The organism is Paracoccus sp. SJTW-4 (assembly GCF_047716885.1).
Lineage (GTDB): Bacteria > Pseudomonadota > Alphaproteobacteria > Rhodobacterales > Rhodobacteraceae > Paracoccus > Paracoccus solventivorans.
In genome coordinates this window covers 3,125,796-3,144,824 of the sequence record NZ_CP136681.1, presented here as the reverse complement: position 1 = coordinate 3,144,824, position 19,029 = coordinate 3,125,796, and the positions used below count along the sequence as shown (strand labels likewise).

At 72.3% G+C, this 19,029-nt stretch carries 11 protein-coding genes and 1 pseudogene; 10 read left to right on the top strand and 2 right to left on the bottom strand.

All coding sequences use genetic code 11. From position 1 onward, the window contains the following. Positions 1–41: 41 nt before the first annotated feature. Positions 42–2,102: pseudogene (locus tag RSP45_RS15375) on the top strand (transglycosylase domain-containing protein); the annotation flags it as partial. A 777-nt stretch (positions 2,103–2,879) separates the two neighbouring features. Here the strand turns inward: RSP45_RS15375 and RSP45_RS15370 are convergent. Both RSP45_RS15370 and RSP45_RS15365 read right to left on the bottom strand, forming a co-directional pair. Next, on the bottom strand, positions 2,880–3,488 hold the full coding sequence (locus RSP45_RS15370; protein WP_415392601.1) for an MlaC/ttg2D family ABC transporter substrate-binding protein: 609 nt from the start codon (positions 3,486–3,488) through the stop codon (positions 2,880–2,882). Then, a complete protein-coding gene (locus RSP45_RS15365) occupies positions 3,466–4,185 on the bottom strand; it encodes a VacJ family lipoprotein (RefSeq protein ID WP_415392600.1) in 720 nt (239 codons plus the stop codon). The genes RSP45_RS15370 and RSP45_RS15365 overlap by 23 nt, the downstream gene beginning before the upstream one ends. 138 nt (positions 4,186–4,323) lie before the next feature. Between RSP45_RS15365 and RSP45_RS15360 the strand changes: the two genes are divergently transcribed. From RSP45_RS15360 to RSP45_RS15320, 9 genes are all read left to right on the top strand, one after another. Then, the gene (locus RSP45_RS15360) at positions 4,324–6,030 is read left to right on the top strand and encodes a type I secretion system permease/ATPase (protein WP_415392599.1); all 1,707 of its coding nucleotides are present in this window, start codon (positions 4,324–4,326) and stop codon (positions 6,028–6,030) included. After that, entirely contained in the window at positions 6,027–7,415 is a 1,389-nt protein-coding gene (locus RSP45_RS15355) for an HlyD family type I secretion periplasmic adaptor subunit (protein WP_415392598.1), read from the top strand. Before RSP45_RS15360 ends, RSP45_RS15355 begins: the two co-directional genes overlap by 4 nt. Before the next feature lie 1,221 nt (positions 7,416–8,636). Continuing rightward, a complete protein-coding gene (gene trkA, locus RSP45_RS15350; protein WP_073064114.1) occupies positions 8,637–10,010 on the top strand; it encodes a Trk system potassium transporter TrkA in 1,374 nt (457 codons plus the stop codon). After that, the gene (locus RSP45_RS15345; protein WP_415392597.1) at positions 10,010–11,638 is read left to right on the top strand and encodes a TrkH family potassium uptake protein; all 1,629 of its coding nucleotides are present in this window, start codon (positions 10,010–10,012) and stop codon (positions 11,636–11,638) included. Before trkA ends, RSP45_RS15345 begins: the two co-directional genes overlap by 1 nt. An 84-nt stretch (positions 11,639–11,722) precedes the next feature. After that, positions 11,723–12,739: a tRNA dihydrouridine synthase DusB gene (gene dusB / locus RSP45_RS15340; RefSeq protein ID WP_415392596.1), complete on the top strand. Its 1,017-nt coding sequence runs from the start codon at positions 11,723–11,725 to the stop codon at positions 12,737–12,739. After that, on the top strand, positions 12,736–13,842 hold the full coding sequence (locus tag RSP45_RS15335) for a two-component system sensor histidine kinase NtrB (RefSeq protein ID WP_415392595.1): 1,107 nt from the start codon (positions 12,736–12,738) through the stop codon (positions 13,840–13,842). Before dusB ends, RSP45_RS15335 begins: the two co-directional genes overlap by 4 nt. Then, positions 13,842–15,212: a response regulator gene (locus RSP45_RS15330; protein WP_415392594.1), complete on the top strand. Its 1,371-nt coding sequence runs from the start codon at positions 13,842–13,844 to the stop codon at positions 15,210–15,212. The genes RSP45_RS15335 and RSP45_RS15330 overlap by 1 nt, the downstream gene beginning before the upstream one ends. 92 nt (positions 15,213–15,304) lie before the next feature. Beyond that, a complete protein-coding gene (locus RSP45_RS15325) occupies positions 15,305–17,572 on the top strand; it encodes an ATP-binding protein (RefSeq protein WP_415392593.1) in 2,268 nt (755 codons plus the stop codon). Next, positions 17,569–18,957, top strand: a complete 1,389-nt coding sequence (locus RSP45_RS15320) for a sigma-54-dependent transcriptional regulator (RefSeq protein WP_415392592.1) — start codon at positions 17,569–17,571, stop codon at positions 18,955–18,957. The genes RSP45_RS15325 and RSP45_RS15320 overlap by 4 nt, the downstream gene beginning before the upstream one ends. Positions 18,958–19,029 lie beyond the last annotated feature (72 nt).

The window sequence follows — 19,029 nt, the reverse complement described above, 5'->3', positions numbered from 1 at the left end:
GTTCCCGGAAAAAGGCCCAGAAACGGTCCCAGGATGCAGGCATGAAGACACCCGAACGGTCCCGGCGCATCGCCGCCGACAAGCGCTATGCCGCCCCCTCGTCCCCGCAGGGCCCTGCTGCGGCCGGCGGCGGGCTGCCGCCGCAACAGGCGGCGCGCCGCGCCAAGCCGGCGCCGAAGAAGCCCCGGCGCGGGAACTTCGTCACCCGCGGGGTGGCGGGGGCGGTGTCGCTGGTCTGGCGGGTGATCTGGGGCGCATTCTGGCGCACCGGGCTGGCGCTGGCGCTGATCCTGGGGCTGACCGTCGCCTATTACTATTCCACCCTGCCCGACCCGCAGGCGCTGTTCGACGCGCGCGCCCGCGGCTCGGTCACCATGCTCGACCGCGAGGGGCGGGTCTTCGCCTGGCGGGGCGAGACCTACAACACCGTCAGCGCCGACCAGATCTCGCCCCATCTGCGCAACGCCGTGGTCGCGACCGAGGACAAGCGCTTCTACAGCCATCTCGGCATCGACCCGCGCGGCATCGCCGGCGCCATCCGCATCAACCTGTCGCAGGGGCGCAGCGCGCTGTCGGGGCACGGCGGCTCGACCATCACCCAGCAGGTCTCCAAGCTCCTGTGCCTGGGTGAGGGGTTCGATCCGATCAAATGGAAGGACGAGGCCGAATACGAAGCATCCTGCCGGGTCGGCTCGTTGTGGCGCAAGGTCAAGGAAGTCCCCTACAGCCTTGCCCTGGAAGCGAAATATTCCAAGTCCGACATTCTCAACATCTACATGAACCGCAGCTATCTGGGCGCCGGCGCCCGTGGGTTCGAGGCTGCGGCACAGCGCTATTTCGGCAAGTCCGCGGCCGAGGTGACCCCGGCCGAGGCCGCGATGCTGGCCGGGCTGCTCAAGGCGCCCAGCTATTTCTCGCCCACCTCGAACCTGCAGCGCTCGCAGGACCGGGCCGGGGTCATCCTCGGGCTGATGCATGATCAGGGCTATCTGACCGACACAGAGTTCGCCCAGGCCAAGGCCAATCCGGCGGTGCTGTCCAAGGCCGCCGCCGCCCGCGCCGGCGGGTATTTCGCCGACTGGGTGATGGAATCGGGGCCGGGCTTCCTGACCTCGGAAACCACCGAGGACGTGACCATCACCACCACCTTCGACCAGACCATCCAGCGCCAGGCCGAACGGGCGCTGAAGCGGGTGTTCGAGGAAAAGGTCAAGGACGGATCGCAGGCGCAGGCGGCCGTGGTGGTGATGTCGGCCGACGGCGCGGTGCGCGCGATGATCGGCGGGCGCGACACCACCGCCGCGGGCACCTTCAACCGCGCGACCCAGGCCAAGCGGCAGACGGGTTCCGCCTTCAAGCCCTTTGTCTATGCGGCGGCGCTGGACCAGGGGTTCTCGCCCAACGACACCATCCTGGACGCGCCGATCACCATCCACATCAAGGGCTCCAAGCCCTGGACGCCCAAGAACTACACCCGCAACCACCTGGGCCAGATCACCCTGACCACGGCGCTGGCCAAGTCGATCAACACCTCGACCATCCGCCTGCAAGAGGCGGTGGGGCGTGAAAACGTCCGCCGGGTGGCCCGCGATTTCGGCTTTGCCCATGACCTGACCGCAGGGCCTTCGATGGGGCTGGGGGTGTCGGAAACCACGCTGCTGGAAATGACCGGCGCCTATGCCGGCATCCGCAACGGCGGCACCGCCGTGCGCCCCTATGGGCTGGTCGAGCTGCGCATCAAGGGCGACGACAAGCCCCTGATCGGGCAGGCCGGCGGCATGGGGCAGCGGGTGATCTCGACCAAGGCGGCGTCCGAGCTGATCTGGATGATGAAGCAGGTGGTGGAAAGCGGCACCGGCACCCGCGCAAGGCTGCCCGGGCGCGAGGTCGCTGGCAAGACCGGCACCACCTCGTCCTATCGCGACGCCTGGTTCATCGGCTTTACCGAGCAGTATGTGACCGGCGTCTGGATGGGCTACGACGACAACACGCCGCTGTCCGGGGTGACCGGCGGCGGGCTGCCGGCCGAGATCTGGCAGGCGGTGATGGAGGAGATCCACGAGGGGCTGCCGGCCAATCCGCTGGATGTGGTCGCACCCGACGGCGGCGGCAGCATGATCGTGGCCAGCGACATCGTGTCGGCCGATTCGGACGACCCGCTGGCGGCGGCGCTGGCCGCGGCGGTGGCGGCGGCGCAGCCGGTGGGCGGCGATTACGGCGGCGCGGTACCCGCCGATGCCCCGCCTCCGGTCGCGGTGACCATGCCCGACGGCTCGGACGATCCGCTGTCGGCCGCGCTGGCCGAGGCGATGGGCCCCGGCGCGGCGCCGCCGTCCGACCAGATGCAGCTGCTCGACCCCCAGGCCGCCAACCCGGCCCCCACCCCCACCCCGGCCGCGCCGGTCCCGGCGCCGGTGCCGGTGCAGGCGACGCCGCTGACGCCGTCGCCGGTCGGCGCCGCCCCGCCGCCCGCCCGCGCGCCGCGCAGCCCCGGCTCCACGGTCAGCTCTTCGCCCACGCCCCGCAGCGAGGCCGCGGCGGCGGGGGCCGCCCTGGCCGAGGCGCTGGTCGGCGGCCCGCAGGCCAGCGGCGCCCCACAGGCCGCCGCCGTCGGCGCCGCCCTTGCCGAGGCCCTTGCCGGAGAGGCGTCGGCGAACCTGACCACCGAGCGCGCGGTCAACGACGCCCTGACCGAAGCCCTGCGCGGGATCACCGGCACCAACTGACGCCCCCGGGCACGGAGGCCCCTGCGCCGGGTCGCCACAGCTGCCGACCCCAAATGAAAAAGCCCCGCCACGGCGGGGCTTTTTCATGTAATCACGGCAGCGGGTCCCGCATCTGGACCTCCGGCCATGCCCGGCCGAAGCAGCGCGACCGCTTCACCCCGCCCGTTGCAGATCCGCGATCAGCCCGCGCACGTCGCCGCGGCGGCGGGCCAGCATCGCCCCGATCTCTTCGCGCTCCGAGGCCAGCATGTTCACCCCCTCGATGATCAGGTTGAAGAACCGCGCCTGCCCGCTGCGGTCCGAGACATGCCACTCGACCTTGGTCGGGGTCTGGCCGCGCAGATAGGCGGTGGAATCCACCGTCCAGAAGGACTTGAGCTGCCGCGCCGCGCCGATCTCGATCCGCGCGCCCAGGAACTCCTGGAAACGTTTTCCGTATTTGCGCGAGACATAGCCCGACATTGCCTGCCGGAAGGCGGCGAACTCCTGCGCGCCCAGCTGGCGCGCCGCCGGTCCCAGCGCCGCCCGCGCCATCGCGTCGATGTCGGCGCGGCGGGTGAAGATCCGCTCGAAGGCCGGGTACAGCTGCGCCGCCGGCCGGCCCGAGTTGACGGTGGCCAGCACCTCCTGGACCGTGGCGCTGACCAGCGCCACCGCCTGGTTGCCGTTCAGCGCATGGGCCGGCATCGCGGCCCAGACCGCGCCGCCCCCGATCAGCCCCAGGATCCCGCGGCGGGTGCTATTCGTCGGAATACGGGTCAATGACCTCTCCTTCCTCGTTCAGCTCATATTGGCGGTGCTGCGTGTACAGCAGCCGCGTCTGCGCGTAACTGTCGGCACTTTCGTGCAGAACCGAGTCCAGGGTCGAGCCGAATTGCGCCCGCTCACCCGCTTTTGACAGCACCCGCGCCGCCAGCCCGGCGCGCCGCACGTCCCGGTGCACCACGCCATCCAGCGGGTCGATCAGCAGCACGTCCACGATGTCGCCGACCAGATCGCGCTGGGTCGAGGGGCCCAGCACCGGCAGTTCCAGATAGGCGCCGGCCGGAACCCCCCAGACATGCAGGGTCTCGCCGAAATCGGTATCGACCTCGGGCAGGTCGAAATCCTCGGTCGCCAGGTCGAACAGCCCGCCGATGCCCAGCGTCGAATTGACCATGAAGCGGAACATGTTGCGGGCCGCGGGCTCGGGGCGGCCCTGCAGCAGGCTGTTGACCACCTTGCCCGGCAGCGCCAGGTTCGCGCCGAAATTGCCGATCATCTCCACGGCGCCGGGACCCTCGGCGGGCTGGCCGCTGGCCAGCGCCTGCGACACCGGCCGCAGCACCGCCGCATCCAGCGACTTGTTGAAGCCGTGGACCCGGCGGTTCATCGGCTCGAACGGGTCCGCGATCTCGCCCGGAGGCGCCGAGGCGCAGCCGGCAAGGGCCAGACTCAGCAAAAGCGGGGCAGCGCGCATCAACTTCTCCTCAATCTTTTCGTGCGAGAACACGAATCAGCGGTGCCGGCGGCCGTCTGCGGCCAGCCCGGCGCTGCTTTCCCGGGGATAGACAGGGGCGGCTGCCACGGCAACCGCGCTGAACAAGGGGGCGTGCGCGTGGGCGGGGAATGGCACGACGGTTTTGCCGAGCTGCGCGCGGCGCGTGCGGGCAGCCCCGGGCTGCTGGCGGCGGTCGCGGTGTTTTCCGTGGCGGTCAACCTGCTGGCGCTGACCGGGCCGCTGTTCATGCTGCAGGTCTATGACCGGGTGCTGGCCAGCCGCTCGGGTCCGACCCTGGCGGCGCTGTTTCTGCTGGTGAGCTTTCTGTTCCTGATGCTGGGGGTGATCGACCTGGCGCGCAGCCGGGTGATGGCGCGGATCGCACTGCGGTTGCAGGACCGGCTTGAACCACGGGTCTTTCAGGCGGCACTGGCGCAAGGGGGCGCGCCCGCGGCCGGGCTGCGCGACCTTGATTCGCTGCGGCAGCTGCTGGCCTCGCCCTTGGCGCTGGCACTGTTCGACCTGCCCTGGGCGCCGCTGTTCCTGGCCGGGCTCTATCTGTTCCACCCGCTGCTGGGCGGGGTCGCGACGCTGGGCGGGCTGGTGCTGGTGGCGGCCAGCTGGCTCAACCGCTGGCAGAGCCGCGCGCCGCTGCGCGCCGCCGCCGCGGCCGAGCATGACGCCGACCGCCTCGCCACGCTTTACCGCGACGAGGGCGAGCTGATTGGCGCGCTGGGAATGCGCGGGGCCAGTCTCGCGCGCTGGCGCCACGCCCGCGAACGCATGGCCGATGCCGCGCTGGTGGCGCTGGATCGCGGCGCCGGGTTCACGGTGTTTTCCCGCAGCTTCCGGTTGTTCCTGCAATCGGCGCTGCTCGCGGCCGGCGCTTGGCTGGTGCTGCAACATCAGCTGACCCCGGGCGCGATGATCGCCAGCTCGGTGCTGATGGGGCGGGCGCTCGCCCCGGTCGACCAGCTGGTCGCCGGCTGGTCGGCGGTGCAGCGGGCGCTGGACGGCTGGGACCGGCTGGGGCAGCTGCTGTCCCGGCACCCGCCGCCGGTTCCCCGCACCCCCCTGCCCCGCCCGGCCGTGCGGCTGGAGGTGACGAATCTCGCCCTCATCCCCCCGGGGCAGGATCTGCGCGCGCTGCGCGGCATCGGGTTCTCGCTGGCGCCGGGGCAGGCGCTGGGGGTGATCGGCCCCTCGGGCGCGGGCAAGTCGACGCTGGCGCGCGCCCTGACCGGCACCTGGCCGGCGGCGGGCGCGATCCGGCTGGATGGCGCGGCGCTGGATCAGTACGACCCCGACACGCTGGGCGGGCTGATCGGCTATCTGCCGCAGCGGGTGACGCTGTTCGACGGCACCGTGGCGGAAAACATCGCGCGACTGTCGCCGCAGCCCGACCCTGCAGCGGTGGTGCGCGCGGCCGTCGCGGCCGGGGCGCACCGGATGATCCTGGGGTTGCCGCAGGGCTATGACACCCCGCTGACCCAGGCGGGGGCGCCGCTTTCGGGCGGGCAGGTCCAGCGCATCGGTCTCGCCCGCGCGCTTTACGGACAGCCGGTGCTGCTGATCCTGGACGAGCCGGATTCGCATCTCGACGCCGAGGGGGCGGCGGCGCTGAACCTGGCCATCCGCGCGGTGAAGTCGCGGGCGGGCGCGGTGGTGATCATCGCCCACCGCCCCGCCGCCATCGCCGATTGCGAGCTGCTGCTGCGGATGGATGCGGGTCGGCAGACCGCCTTCGGCCCGCGCGACGAGGTTCTGGGCAGGGCCCCGCGCAGCGCCACAGCCCGCCGCGCCTCTGGCGGGGGTGCGGCATGATCCCTCCTCCCGCTGCCATGCCGCCGGAAACCGCCCTGGGCCGCGCCCCGGTGGCGGTGATTGGCCCCAGCGCCCGGACGCCTGCGGCTGCTGTGCCCCACCGCCGCTCGGCCCGCGGCGCGCTGTGGTTGGGGCTGGTCGGGCTGGTGCTGCTGCTCGGCGGCTTCGGCAGCTGGGCGGTCGCCGCCCGGATCGCCGGCGCGATCATCGCCCCGGGCCAGGTCGAGGTCGAGCGGCACAACCACACCCTCCAGCATCCTGTCGGCGGCGTGGTCGAGACCGTCGCCATCCGCGACGGCCAGCTCGTCGCGGCGGGGGATCTGCTGCTTCGCCTCGACGGCACCCTGCCCCGCAGCGAACTTGTCATCGTCGAGGCGCAGTATTTCGAGCTGCTGGCCCGGCGCGGCCGGCTCGAGGCCGAGCGCGCCGATCGCCCCGACATCGGCTTTCCCGCCGAGCTGACGCTGGCCGCGGCCACACGCCCGGAAATCGCGGCGCTGATGCAAGGGCAGGCACGGCTGTTTTCCAGCCGCCGCGAGACGCTGGCGCAGGCCCGTGGGCAATGGGACCAGCAGTCGCAACAGGTCCGCAACCAGATTTCCGGGATCGAGGCGCAGGCCCAGGCGCTGCGCGACCAGCAGGCGCTGATCGGGCAGGAGCTTTCCGCCCAGCGCAGCCTGCTCGAACGCGGGCTGACCCCGGCCGCGCGGGTGCTGGCGCTGGAACGCGAACAGGCGCGGCTGGCCGGGCTGATCGGAGAGATGCAGTCCCAGCATGCCCAAGCCGGCACCCGGCTGACCGAAATCGGCATCGCCAGGCTGAAGGCGGCCGCTGAGCGCCGCGAAGCCGCCGAGGCCGAGCTGCGCCAGTTGGCCCCGCGCGAGCTGGAGCTGGCCGAGCGCCGCCAGGCGCTGGCCGCCCAGATCGCCCGGCTGGAGATCCGCGCCCCGGTGGCGGGCGTGGTGCACCAGCTGCGCGCGCCCGCGCCCGGCGCGGTGCTGCGGCCGGCCGAGCCGGTGCTGTCGCTGGTTCCGCTGGACCGGCCGCCGGTGATCGCCGCCCGGATCCCCCCGGCCCGGATCGGCCATATCGCGCCGGGCCAGCCGGCGGTGCTGCGCCTGCCCGGCGCCCCCGCCCGCCAGCCGCCGATCGAGGGAAGGGTCGAGCGCATCTCGGCCGACGTGGTGACGGACCCGGCGACCGGGCAGCAGTTCTACCGCGCCGAGGTGACGATACCGCCCCCCGGGCCCGACCAGCCGAACGAGGGCGCACTGATTCCCGGAATGCCGGTCGAGGTCCATTTCCAGACCGGCTCGCGCAGCCCGCTTTCCTATCTGCTGCAGCCGCTGACCGACCAGCTCGGTCGCGCCCTGCGCGAACCGTAATACGGTGTCTCGGCCCGCACGCCGTCCCTCGGCCACTGGGCGGGTGCGGGGCGGCTTCCTCTGGTCATTGGTTCAAACCGAACGGGGGTTGCGCAACTCGGGGGCGCGTGCAGGCGGCGGCGGGGCCTCCGGGTCCTAGATGGCGTCGATCGCCCGCGCAACTCGCGAGTGCGTGCGGCCGGCGGCTTGGCTGCGCGGTGTATGGGAAGATCTGCCCACTTAGCTCACGGACGCGCACGAGCGGCGCCGTGCCTGACGCCCCAATCATGTAGTCGTCGGCGCTCGAATCGTCGGCGCGGGCGAGAGGCGGCGCGCATCTTCCTGCATAGCGCCGCACTGCTGGTCGCTCGGTTCGCGGGCGGTGGTGGCTGCTCCGCGTCAGAGTGTCCATCTTCTCGGCGCTGTCCGCTCGGCTCGCGTGCGAGCGCGAGGGGGCGGCAAACACCAGCGGCGGCGCGGGTGATGGGAACCCCGCCCGGCTCGCGCGCGCGAGTTGGGGGCGGGCCTCTGCGCACTGGATCTTCACGGGCGGGACCGCTCGGCTCACGCGCGCGCGAGTGGGGGCGGTAGCCATGTAGAAATCACCGTCAAGGCGAGTCGCTCCACTCGCGCGCGCGCGAGTGGAGGTTGAATATCTGGGACTGGGCCGCGGCTGAGATGCTCGGCTCGCGCGCGCGCGCGAGTGGGGGCCCACCCTGTCACCGCGCGCGCCGGTCATGCTGGTCGCTCGGCTCGCGCGCGCGCGAGTGGGGGCGATGGGCTGGGCGGCGGCTCGGGTGGTGCGCGCCGCTCGGCTCGCGCGCGCGCGCGAGTGGGGGCTGCTTGTAATTTCTAGGGAATGGAAATCGGCGAAGCTCAGCTCGCGTGCGCGCGCGACAGGCGGTTGCAGATGCGCACAATCACTTGCACCTGCCCGACGCCGTTCAACTCGCTGGCGGGCGCGAGAGAGATGGAGACATGCGCTGGATGTCAACGCTGCGCACCGCTCAGCTCGCACGCACAGGAGAGACGCGGCAGCGCCCCTGCACCAGCCCCATCCATCCCTCCGCCCCCAAGCAGCGGGTCGGCGGCCCACGCGAACGGCACCGCCTCGGATCTCGGCCCTCGGCGCGGGACCGCGCCGCGGCCTCCCCTTCCTGCCCCGCCATTTGCGCCCCCCATTGCCGCGCCGCGCCGGGGGGCCTATGGCTTGCACTTCGGGTTCCACCGCGGGGCGGGTTCATGCGGATCATCATCTGCGGCGCGGGACAGGTCGGCTGGCAGATCGCCCGGCAGCTTTCGCGCGAACGACATGACATCGTGCTGATCGACCGCGACGAGCGGCTGATCCAGCAGGCCAACGACGCGCTGGACGTGCAGGGAATCACCGGCCACGCCAGCCACCCCGACGTGCTGGAAAGCGCGGGGGCCGAGGATTGCGACCTGCTGATCGCCGCCACCGCCAGCGACGAGGTGAACATCGTCGCCTGCGAGGTCGCCCATGCGCTGTTCTCGGTCCCGCGCCGCTTTGCCCGGCTGCGCGGCCATGCCTATCTGCTGCCGCAATACGCCGATCTCTACCAGGCGCAGAACCTGCCGATCGACGTGGTGATCAGCCCGGAACAAGAGGTCGCGCTGGCGGCGCTGTCGCGGCTGGACGTGCCGACCACGCTGGACACCGAAACCTTCATGGAGGGGCGGGTCCGGCTGCTGGCCATGGCGCTGACCGAGAACTGCCCGATCCTGAACACGCCGCTGCGCCATCTGGACCAGACCTTCTTCGGGCTGCGGGCGGTGGTGGTGGGGCTGCGCCGCGCCGGCCGCTTCTTCGCGCCCGAGCCGAACGACCAGCTGCATGCGGGCGATCACGCCTATGTGGTGGCGGCGGTCGAGGACGTGGCGCGGACGCTGGACATCTTCGGCCTGCCCTCGCGCCCGGTGGAACGGGTGGTGCTGATCGGCGGCGGCAATATCGGGCTGGCGGTGGCGCGGGCGCTGGATGCGCGGCCCGGCATCTCGCTGAAGCTGATCGAGCGCGACCGCGACCGGGCCGAGGCCGCGGCCGAGGCGCTGCGACGCACGGTGGTGCTGCACGGCGACGGCATGGCCGCCGACCTGATGGCCGAGGCGGGCGTGCCGCGCGCCGATGCGGTGCTGACGCTGACCGCCGACGACCGCACCAACCTGCTGGCCGCGGTGCGCGCCAAGCAGGCCGGGGCGCGGATGGTGGATGCGCTGATCAACGACACCACGCTGATGCCGCTGGCCGCGAACCTGGGGATCGACGGGCTGATCAGCCCGCGCGCGGTCACGGTGTCCTCGATCCTGCGCCATATCCGCCGCGGCCGGGTCCGCGACGTCTACGCCCTGGGCGATTCCGAGGCCGAGCTGATCGAGGCGCAGGTCCTGCCCGGCTCGGCGCTGGCCGGGCAGCGGGTGCGCGAGATCCAGTTGCCCCGGGGCGCGCTGGTCGCCGCGGTCGAGAAACAGGGCGTGATCCTCAAGCCCCGCCCCGACACCCGCATCGACCAGGGCGACCTGGTGCTGATCTTCGCCCTGTCCGGCGACATCGAAGAGGTCGAGCGCCTGTTGCAGGTCTCGGCCGACTGGTTCTGATGGACCGGCTGCTGGGACGCCTGCCGGTGCTGGTGATCGCGGGGCTGGTGCTGGCGCTGGCCATGCTGATCCCCGCCGCCCATGCCGAGGCGGTGGGCGAGCGCCGGCTGGCGCTGATCTTTGCCGCCTCGGGCGCGGGGCTGCTGGTGCTGTGGCTGATGCTGGGCATCGCCACCGCCGCCGCCCCCGAGGCGCCGCTGTCGCGCGGGGTGCTGGTGACGCTGCTGGGGGTGTTCGCGGCCCTGCCGCTGCCGGCGGCGCTGCCCTTTGCGGCCGCCATGCCGGACACGGGGCTCTTCAACGCCTGGTGGGAAATGCTGTCCTGCCTGACCACCACCGGCGCCTCGCTTTACGCGGCCGAGCTGGTGGCCCCGACCCTGCATCTGTGGCGCGGCATCCTGGGCTGGCTGGGCGGGCTGTTCATCCTGACCGCCGCCATCGCGCTGATGGCGCCGATGCGGGTCGGCGGTTTCGAGATCATGGACCGCTCGACCGGCAGCGACGAGCGTTTCGACCGCATCGGCGGCACCGCGAGCGCTGAAATGCGCCCCGGTCGTGATGAGCATATGAAGGATCCGGCGCGGCGGCTGATCCGCTGGGGGATGGCGATCGCGCCGGTCTATGCCGGGCTGACGGTGGCGCTGTGGGCCGGGCTGGTCGTCACCGGCCAGGGCGCGCTGGGGGCGCTGCTGCGGGCGATGGGCACGCTGTCGACCAGCGGCATCGGGATGGATGCGCGCCCGGTGGGCAGCACCGGCGGCATCGCGGCCGAGGCGCTGGTGGCGCTGTTCCTGCTGGCCGCGCTCAGCCGCCGCGCCTGGCCGGGGGGTGACGAATTGCGCACCACCGCCCGGCTGCGCCACGACCCCGAGCTGCGGGTGGCGGCCGGGCTGGTGGCGCTGGTCACGCTGACGCTGGTGCTGCGGCCGTTCCTGGGCGCCTTCCTGGCCGAGTTCCAGCCGGTGCTGGCGCCCGAACCCGCGGCCCCCGACGTCGGCGGCGGGCTGGCGCGGGCGGCGGGGGCGGCCTGGGGCAGCCTGTTCACCGCGCTGTCGTTCCTGACCACCACCGGCTGGACCTCGATCCAGTGGGAAGGCGCGCGCGCCTGGGCCGGGCTGACCGCGCCGGGGCTGATGCTGGCGGGGCTGGCGATCATGGGCGGCGGCGTCGCCACCACCGCCGGCGGCGTCAAGCTGCTGCGGGTCTTTGCCCTGGCGCTGCACGCGCGGCGCGAGCTGGACAAGATCGTGCACCCCGCCTCGGTCGCCGGCGGCGGGCCGGTAATCCGGCGGCTGCGCGGGCCGGGGGCCTATCTCGCCTTCATCTTCTTCATGGTGTTTGCCATGTCGATCATGGCCACGATCGCGCTGGTGTCGCTGCGCGCGGTCACGCTGGAAACCGCCACCATCCTCAGCGTCGCGGCGCTGACCAACACCGGCCCGCTGGCCGAGGCGATCCCCCTGATCCCGGTCTACGAGGGCAGCGTCGGCATTGCCGGATCACCCTGGCAGGGCTGGGCCGGGCTGGCGCCAGCCACCAAGGCGGTGCTGGCGGCGGCGATGGTGGCCGGGCGGCTCGAGATGCTGGCGATCCTGGCGCTGCTGACCCCGGGGGCGTGGCGGCGCTGATCCCAGCAGCGGGGCAGCAGGATTTGCGGATGGCCGGGAAATCGGGCATTGTGCGGCGATTCCCGCACAGGGTCCCCGCTGCGCATGACCGAAGAACCGCTTTGCCTAGGCGACGCCCGGCTGGGCCCGCCGGTGTTCCTGGCCCCGATGGCCGGGATCACCGACCTGCCGTTCCGCCGCGCCGTCGCCCGCCACGGCGCCGGGCTGGTGGTCAGCGAAATGGTCGCCTCGACCGAGATGGTGACGCCGCGCCCCTCGACCCGCGCCTCGGTGCGGGCGAAGGCGATGATCGAGGAAAACCTGGTGCCGGTCAGCGTCCAGATCGCCGGGCGCGAGCCGGGGCCGATGGCGGAAACCGCGCGGATCGTGGCCGGGATGGGCGCGGGGATCATCGATATCAACATGGGCTGCCCGGCGCGCAAGGTCACCGGCGGGCTGTCGGGCGCCGCGCTGATGCGCGAACCCGACCGGGCGCTGTCGCTGATCGAGGCGGTGGTGGAGGCGGTGGCACCGCTGCCGGTCACGCTGAAGATGCGGCTGGGCTGGGACGCGGACTGCCTGAACGCGGCCGATCTGGCCCGCCGCGCCCGCGATGCGGGCGTGCGGATGATCGCCGTCCACGGGCGGACGCGGGCGAAGTTCTACACCGGCAGCGCCGATTGGGCCGCGATAAGCGCCGTGCGCGCGGCGGTGCCGGACCTGCCGCTGGTCGCCAACGGCGACGTGGTGGATGCGGCCTCGGCCCGCACTGCCCGGGCGCTGTCGGGGGCCGATGCGGTGATGGTGGGACGCGGTGCGCAAGGCGCGCCCTGGCGGCTGGCCGAGATCGCGGCGGCGAACCACGGCGCGCCCGCGCCGGTGATCCCGCGCGGCGCCGCGCTGGCCGAGGCGGTCGCCGACCACCACGCCGACATCCTGTCCCATTACGGCCGCGACCTTGGCCTGCGGGTCGCGCGCAAGCATCTGGGCTGGTATCTGGCCGCCTCGGACCTGGAGGACGCGGCGCAGGCCCGCGCCGCGCTGATGGCGGCAGCCTCGCCCGAGGCCGCACGCGCCGCGATCCGCGCCGTCTTTTGCGGGGCCGAGGCCCGCGCCGCATGAGCGCGCCCCTTGCCGCCGCGCCTGTCCCCGATCCCGCGCTGGCGCTGGAATCGCTGCCGCTGCCGGTCGCCTGTTTCGACGCCGAGGGCCGCTGGGCCAGCCTCAACGAGGCGGCCGAGGAATGGCTGAACCTGTCCTCGACCGGGGTGCGGGGGCTGGCGCCCGAGGACCGCGCCCTGATCGCGCGACTGCGCACCGATCCCGGCTTGGGGGCGCTGGTCGCACAGGCAGCGGCCGCGGACGAGCCGGTGCTGCACGCCGCCGTGCAGTTCCAGACCAGCGACCGCGCCGACCGCTGGACCACGCGGCAGGCGGCGGTGCATCTGTGCGCGCTGCCGGGCGGCGGCGTGGTCGCGGCGATCCTGCCCGCGGCGACGGGCGACGCCGCCATGCCGCGGCGCGCCGCCCGCAGCGCCATCGGCATGGCCGAGATGCTGGCGCATGAGATCCGCAACCCGCTGGCGGGCATCCGCGGCGCCGCGCAGCTGCTGGCCACCGACCTGTCCCCCGACGACCGCGAGCTTGCCGATCTGATCGTCGCCGAAAGCCGCCGCATCGTGGCGCTGCTGGACGAGGTCGAGCGTTTCGGGGACACCTCGCCCCCGCGGCTGCAGGCGGTGAACATCCACGATATCCTGGAACGTGCCCGGCGCAGCATCCTGCTGGCCGACGGGGACGCGGGGCTGCGGATCGTGACCGACTATGACCCATCGCTGCCCCCGGCGCTGGCCGATCCCGACCGCATCATGCAGGTGGCGCTGAACCTGTTGCAGAACGCCGTGCAGGCGATCTCCGGCGCCCCCGGCGCGGTTCCCGGCACGATCCGCCTGCGCACCGCCTGGGACGGCGCGCTGCGCAACCCGGACGGCACCCCCCTGCCCATCCAGCTTGAAATCGAGGACGACGGCCCCGGCATCCCGCCCCGCATCGCCGACCAGGTGTTCGAGCCCTTCGTCTCGGGGCGCGAGAACGGCACCGGGCTGGGGCTGGCGCTGGCCGGCAAGATCGTCACCGACCACGGCGGGCTGATCCGCGCCGAAAGCCGCCCCGGGCGGACGGTGCTGCGGGTGTCGCTGCCGCAGGCGGGCAAGGGGGGCGGCTGATGGACGGGACCGTGCTGATCGCCGACGACGACCGCGGCATCCGCATCGTGCTGACGCAGGCGCTGACCCGCGCCGGCTGCCGCGTCCACGCCACCGGCAGCCTGGCGCAGTTGATGCGCTGGGTCGAGGAGGGCGCGGGCGATCTGGTCATCACCGACGTGATGATGCCCGACGGCAACGGGCTGGACCTGATCCCCGCCATCGCCCGCGCCCGCCCCGACCTGCCGGTGATCGTGATCTCGGCGCAGAACTCGATCGTGACCGCGATCCGCGCGACCGAGGCCGCGGTCTTCGACTACCTGCCCAAGCCCTTCGACCTGCCCGAGCTGATGGCGCGGGTGCGGGCGGGGCTGGAACGCCGCCGGCAGCGCACACCCGCCGCTCCGACGCCGCCCCCGGTCGCCGCCCCTGCCGCGCCCGACGGCGCCGCGCTGATCGGCGCCACCCCCGCCATGCAGGCGCTGTTCCGCGAGGTGGCGCGGGTGGTGGCCACCGACCTGCCCATCGTCATCGCGGCCGAGCCCGGGGCCGGGCGCAGCACCCTGGCCCGCGCCCTGCACATGCTGGGCGAACGCCGCGGCGGGCCTCTGGTCACGCTGGTGCCCGGCGACCCGCCCGAGACGCTGGCAGCCCGGCTGGCCGAGGCGCAGGGCGGCACGCTGATCGTCGAGGACCCGGCCGCGCATGACCCGGCCACGCAGCTGCGGCTGGCGGTGCTGCTGGACGCGCCGCCCGCCGGGGGGGCTTCGCCGCGGCTGGTCGCCACCACCGGCCCCGATCCGCTGGCCGACATCGCCGCCGGGCGGCTGAGCCCGGAACTCTACTACCGGCTGGCCGGGGCGGTGCTGGCGCTGCCGCCGCTGCGCGAGCGGCTGGACGACCTGCCCGCGCTGGCGCGGCTGATGCTGGAACGTGCCGGCGGGCAGGCGCGCGAGCTTTCCCCCGCGGCGCTGGAGCTGCTGCGGGCCCATCTCTTCCCCGGCAACCTGCGCGAGCTGGACAACCTGCTGCGCCGCCTGTCCCTGACCGCCCGGGCCCCGCGCATCGAGGCGACCGAGGTCGCCGCCGCCCTGGCCGCCACCCGCACCGCACCCCGCGCCCCCCGCCCCGACCCCAGCCAGCCGCTGGCCGAGACCGTGGAGCAGCATCTGCAGCGCTATTTCGACCTGCATGGCAACGACCTGCCGCCGCCCGGGCTTTACGACCGGATCATGCGCGAATCCGAACGGCCGCTGATCCAGATCGCACTGGATGCCTGCAACGGCAACCAGCTGCGCTGCGCCGAATTGCTGGGGCTGAATCGCAATACCCTGCGCAAGAAGATCGCAGAGCTCGATATCCAGGTGACACGGCGCCGTCGTGTGATGTAAAAGCGTCACAGAGGGCACAGGACTCCGTAACTCCCGTGCAACAGCAACGCCGCGGCAACAGCGGCGCGGAAACAAAGGCGAGGCGGCAGGTGGTGGCATACGCCCTTGCGGGACGATCATGGGAAAGGCTGGCGCGGCTGCGCCGGCAGCGGCGCGTGCAGAACGCGGCGACGCTGTCTCTCGCTGTGCTGGGGCCGGTGCTGGCGGTGGCGACCTATGGGGTGATGGGGCCGCTGTCGGGACAGGCCGACAGCACCGGGCTGCGGCTGATCCTGCTGGCCGATCTGGTCTATATCCTGCTGCTGACCGGAATGGTCGGCTGGCGGATGGCGGCGATCCTGGCCGCGCGCAAGGCCGCGACCGCCGGCTCGCGGCTGCACATGCGGCTGGTCGGCGTCTTTACCGCGCTGGCGCTGGTGCCGACGGTGCTGGTGGCGCTGTTCGCCGGGCTGACGGTGAATATCGGGCTTGAAGGCTGGTTTTCCAGCCGGGTGCAACAGGTGGTCGCGACCTCGCTGTCGGCGGCCGAGGCCTATCAGGACGAACACCGCCGCGACCTGACCTCGGACGCCAATCTGCTGGCGCGGGTGCTGAACGACGCTGGCCGCGCCGCCCCCTTTCTGGACGACGGCACCCTGCGCGGGCTGCTGACCGAGGCGCAGGGCCTGATCCAGCGCGGCCTGCGCGAGGCCTATGTCATCGACGCCACCGGCGACATCCGCGCCCGCGGCGACCGCAGCTATCGCTTCTGGTACGAGCAGCCGACCGAGGACCAGTTCCGCATCGTCGACCGCGACGGCATCCTGCTGGTCGAGGACTGGCAGAACAACGAGTTCCGCGCCCTGGTGCGGCTGGACCGGCTGGTGAACCGCTATCTCTACGTTACCCGCGACGTGGACGGCAGCCTGCTGGGGCTGCTGGACGACACCCGCGCCACGGTCGGCGAATACCAGCGGCTGGAACAGACCCGCAGCCGGGTGCTGTTCGAGTTCTCGCTGCTGTATCTGGCCTTTGCGCTGCTGCTGGTCGCAGGCGCGATCTGGCTGGGGCTTTGGTTCGCCGAACGGCTGAGCCGGCCCATCGGGCGGCTGGCGGCGGCGTCCGAGCTGGTGGGCGAGGGCGACCTGGACGTGCGCGTCCCCGTCCCCGACACCGGGGATGAAATCCAGACCCTCGGCCTCAGCTTCAACCGCATGACCGAGGCGCTCAAGCGCCAGCGGGTCGAGCTGGTGGAAAGCTACCGCGCCGCCGACGACCAGCGACGGCTGTTCGACAGCGTGCTGAGCTCGGTCACCGCCGGGGTGATCGGGCTGGGAAGGGACCAGCGCATCGATTTCGTCAACCGCTCGGCCCTGCGGCTCTTGGCGCTGACCCCCGACGCCGCCGACGACCGGCCGCTGCTGGAGGTGGTGCCCGAGTTCGAGCCGCTGTTCCAGCGCCTGCAGGGCTCGGTCGCCGACAGCGTGCAGGACGAGGTGCGGCTGCACCGCGGCGGCCATATCGAAAGCCTGCTGGTGCGCATGGCCGAGCGCCTGGCCGAGGACGGCAGCGTCGCGGGCTATGTGATCGCCTTTGACGACGTGACCGAGTTGGTCACCGCGCAGCGCATGGCCGCCTGGGGCGACGTGGCAAGGCGCGTGGCGCATGAGATCAAGAACCCGCTGACCCCGATCCAGCTGTCGGCCGAACGCATCCGGCGCAAGTTCGGCAAGCTGGCCTCCTCGGACGAGGACCGCGAGGCGCTGGCGCAATACACCGACGTGATCATCCGCCAGACCAGCGACCTGCGCCGCATCGTGGACGAGTTCAGCCGCTTTGCCCGGATGCCGGAACCCGACCGCCGCGAGACCGACATCGCCGCGCTGCTGCGCGAGGCGGTGGTGCTGCAGCAGGATGCCGTCTCGGGCGGGATCGCCGCCGAAATCCCCGCCCAGCCGGTGATCGTCGATTGCGACGCGGGCATGATGGGGCAGGTCTTCACCAACCTGCTGAAGAACGCCGCCGAGGCGCTGGCCGACCGCCCGCCCGGCGACTGGACGCCTCGGGTCGAGGTGACGCTGGACGCCCGCCCCGATGCCGTCGCCATCCGCATCTGCGACAACGGCGTCGGCCTGCCCGAGGACCGCGGCCGGCTGTTCGAGCCCTATGTGACGCTGAAACAGGGCGGCACGGGGCTGGGGCTGCCGATCGTCAAGAAGATCGTCGAGGAACACGGCGGCACGCTGATGCTGGCCGACGCGCCCCCCGATGCCAGCGGCCACCGCGGCGCGATGGCCGAGATCCGATTGCCCCGCGAACGCCAGCCGGTGCGGCTGCCGCCATCGCGCAAACACAAACCAGAAGAGGCGACAGGCAAATGAGCGACATTCTGATCGTCGACGACGAACGCGACATCCGCGAACTCATCGCCGATATTCTCGGCGACGAGGGGTTCGCGACCCGGACCGCCGCCAATGCCGACGAGGCGCTGGCCGCGATCAATGCCGAGGAACCGGCGCTGATGATCCTGGACATCTGGCTCAAGGACAGCCGGATGGACGGGATCGACATCCTCAAGCAGGTCAAGCGCAACAACCCCTCGGTGCCGGTGGTCATCATCTCGGGGCACGGCAACATCGAGATCGCGGTCGCGGCGATCAAGCAGGGCGCCTATGATTTCATTGAGAAGCCCTTCAACATCGACCAGCTGATGGTTGTGATCACAAGGGCGATGGAGACCTCGCGCCTGCGCCGCGAGAACCGGCAGCTGAAGAAAAAGGAAACCGCCGCCGCCGAGATGCTGGGCCAGTCCGCGCCGTTCCGGCGGCTGCGCGACAACCTGGACAAGGTGGCGCGCTCGAACGGGCGGGTGATGCTGACCGGCGAGCCGGGTACCGGCAAGGAGCTGGCGGCGCGCTACATCCACGCGCAGTCGCCGCGCGCCGAAGGGCCCTTCGTCGCCGTCCCCTGCGCCACCATCGAGCCCGAGCGGATGGAAGAGGTGCTGTTCGGCCGCGAATCGGCCGAGCGCGGGGTCGAGCCGGGGCTGCTGGAACAGGCCCATGGCGGGGTGATCTATTTCGACGAGGTGGCGGACATGCCGCTGGGCACCCAGCCCAAGATCCTGCGGGTGCTGACCGAACAGCAGTTCCAGCGCGCCGGCGGCACCGACAAGGTGCGCGTGGACCTGCGGGTGATCTCCTCGACCACCCGCGACCTGGGCAGCGAAATCGCCGCCGGCCGCTTCCGGCAGGAGCTTTACGACCGGCTGAACGTGGTCCCGGTGGCTGTCCCCGGCCTGGCCGAGCGCCGCGACGACATCGCCGCGCTGGCCGAATATTTCGTCGAGCAGTTCCACGCCGGCCAGGGGCTGCCGCTGCGCGCGATCCCCGAGGAAACCGTGGCGGCGCTGCAGGCGATGCGCTGGCCGGGCAACATCCGCCAGCTGCGCAACGTGATCGAGCGGGTGCTGATCCTGGGCGAGGGCAGCGGCCCGATCCAGCCCGCGGAACTGGAACCCCAGGGCGCCACCCCCGAAAACGGCGAGGCCCTGGCGCTTGGCCCCCAGATCACCGCGCTGGCCCTGCGCGAGGCGCGCGAGCTGTTCGAGCGCGAATACCTGCTGGCCCAGATCAATCGTTTCGGCGGCAACATCAGCCGCACCGCGCAATTCGTCGGCATGGAACGCTCGGCGCTGCACCGCAAGCTCAAGTCGCTGGGCGTCGTCGGCGGGATGCGGGTCGAGGAAGAGATGATGGCCAAGTAAGTCCGACAGGGCCTCGGCGCCGCGCCCGCGGCACCGCTCCGACGCCTCCGGCGGGGATATTTGGGGACAGAA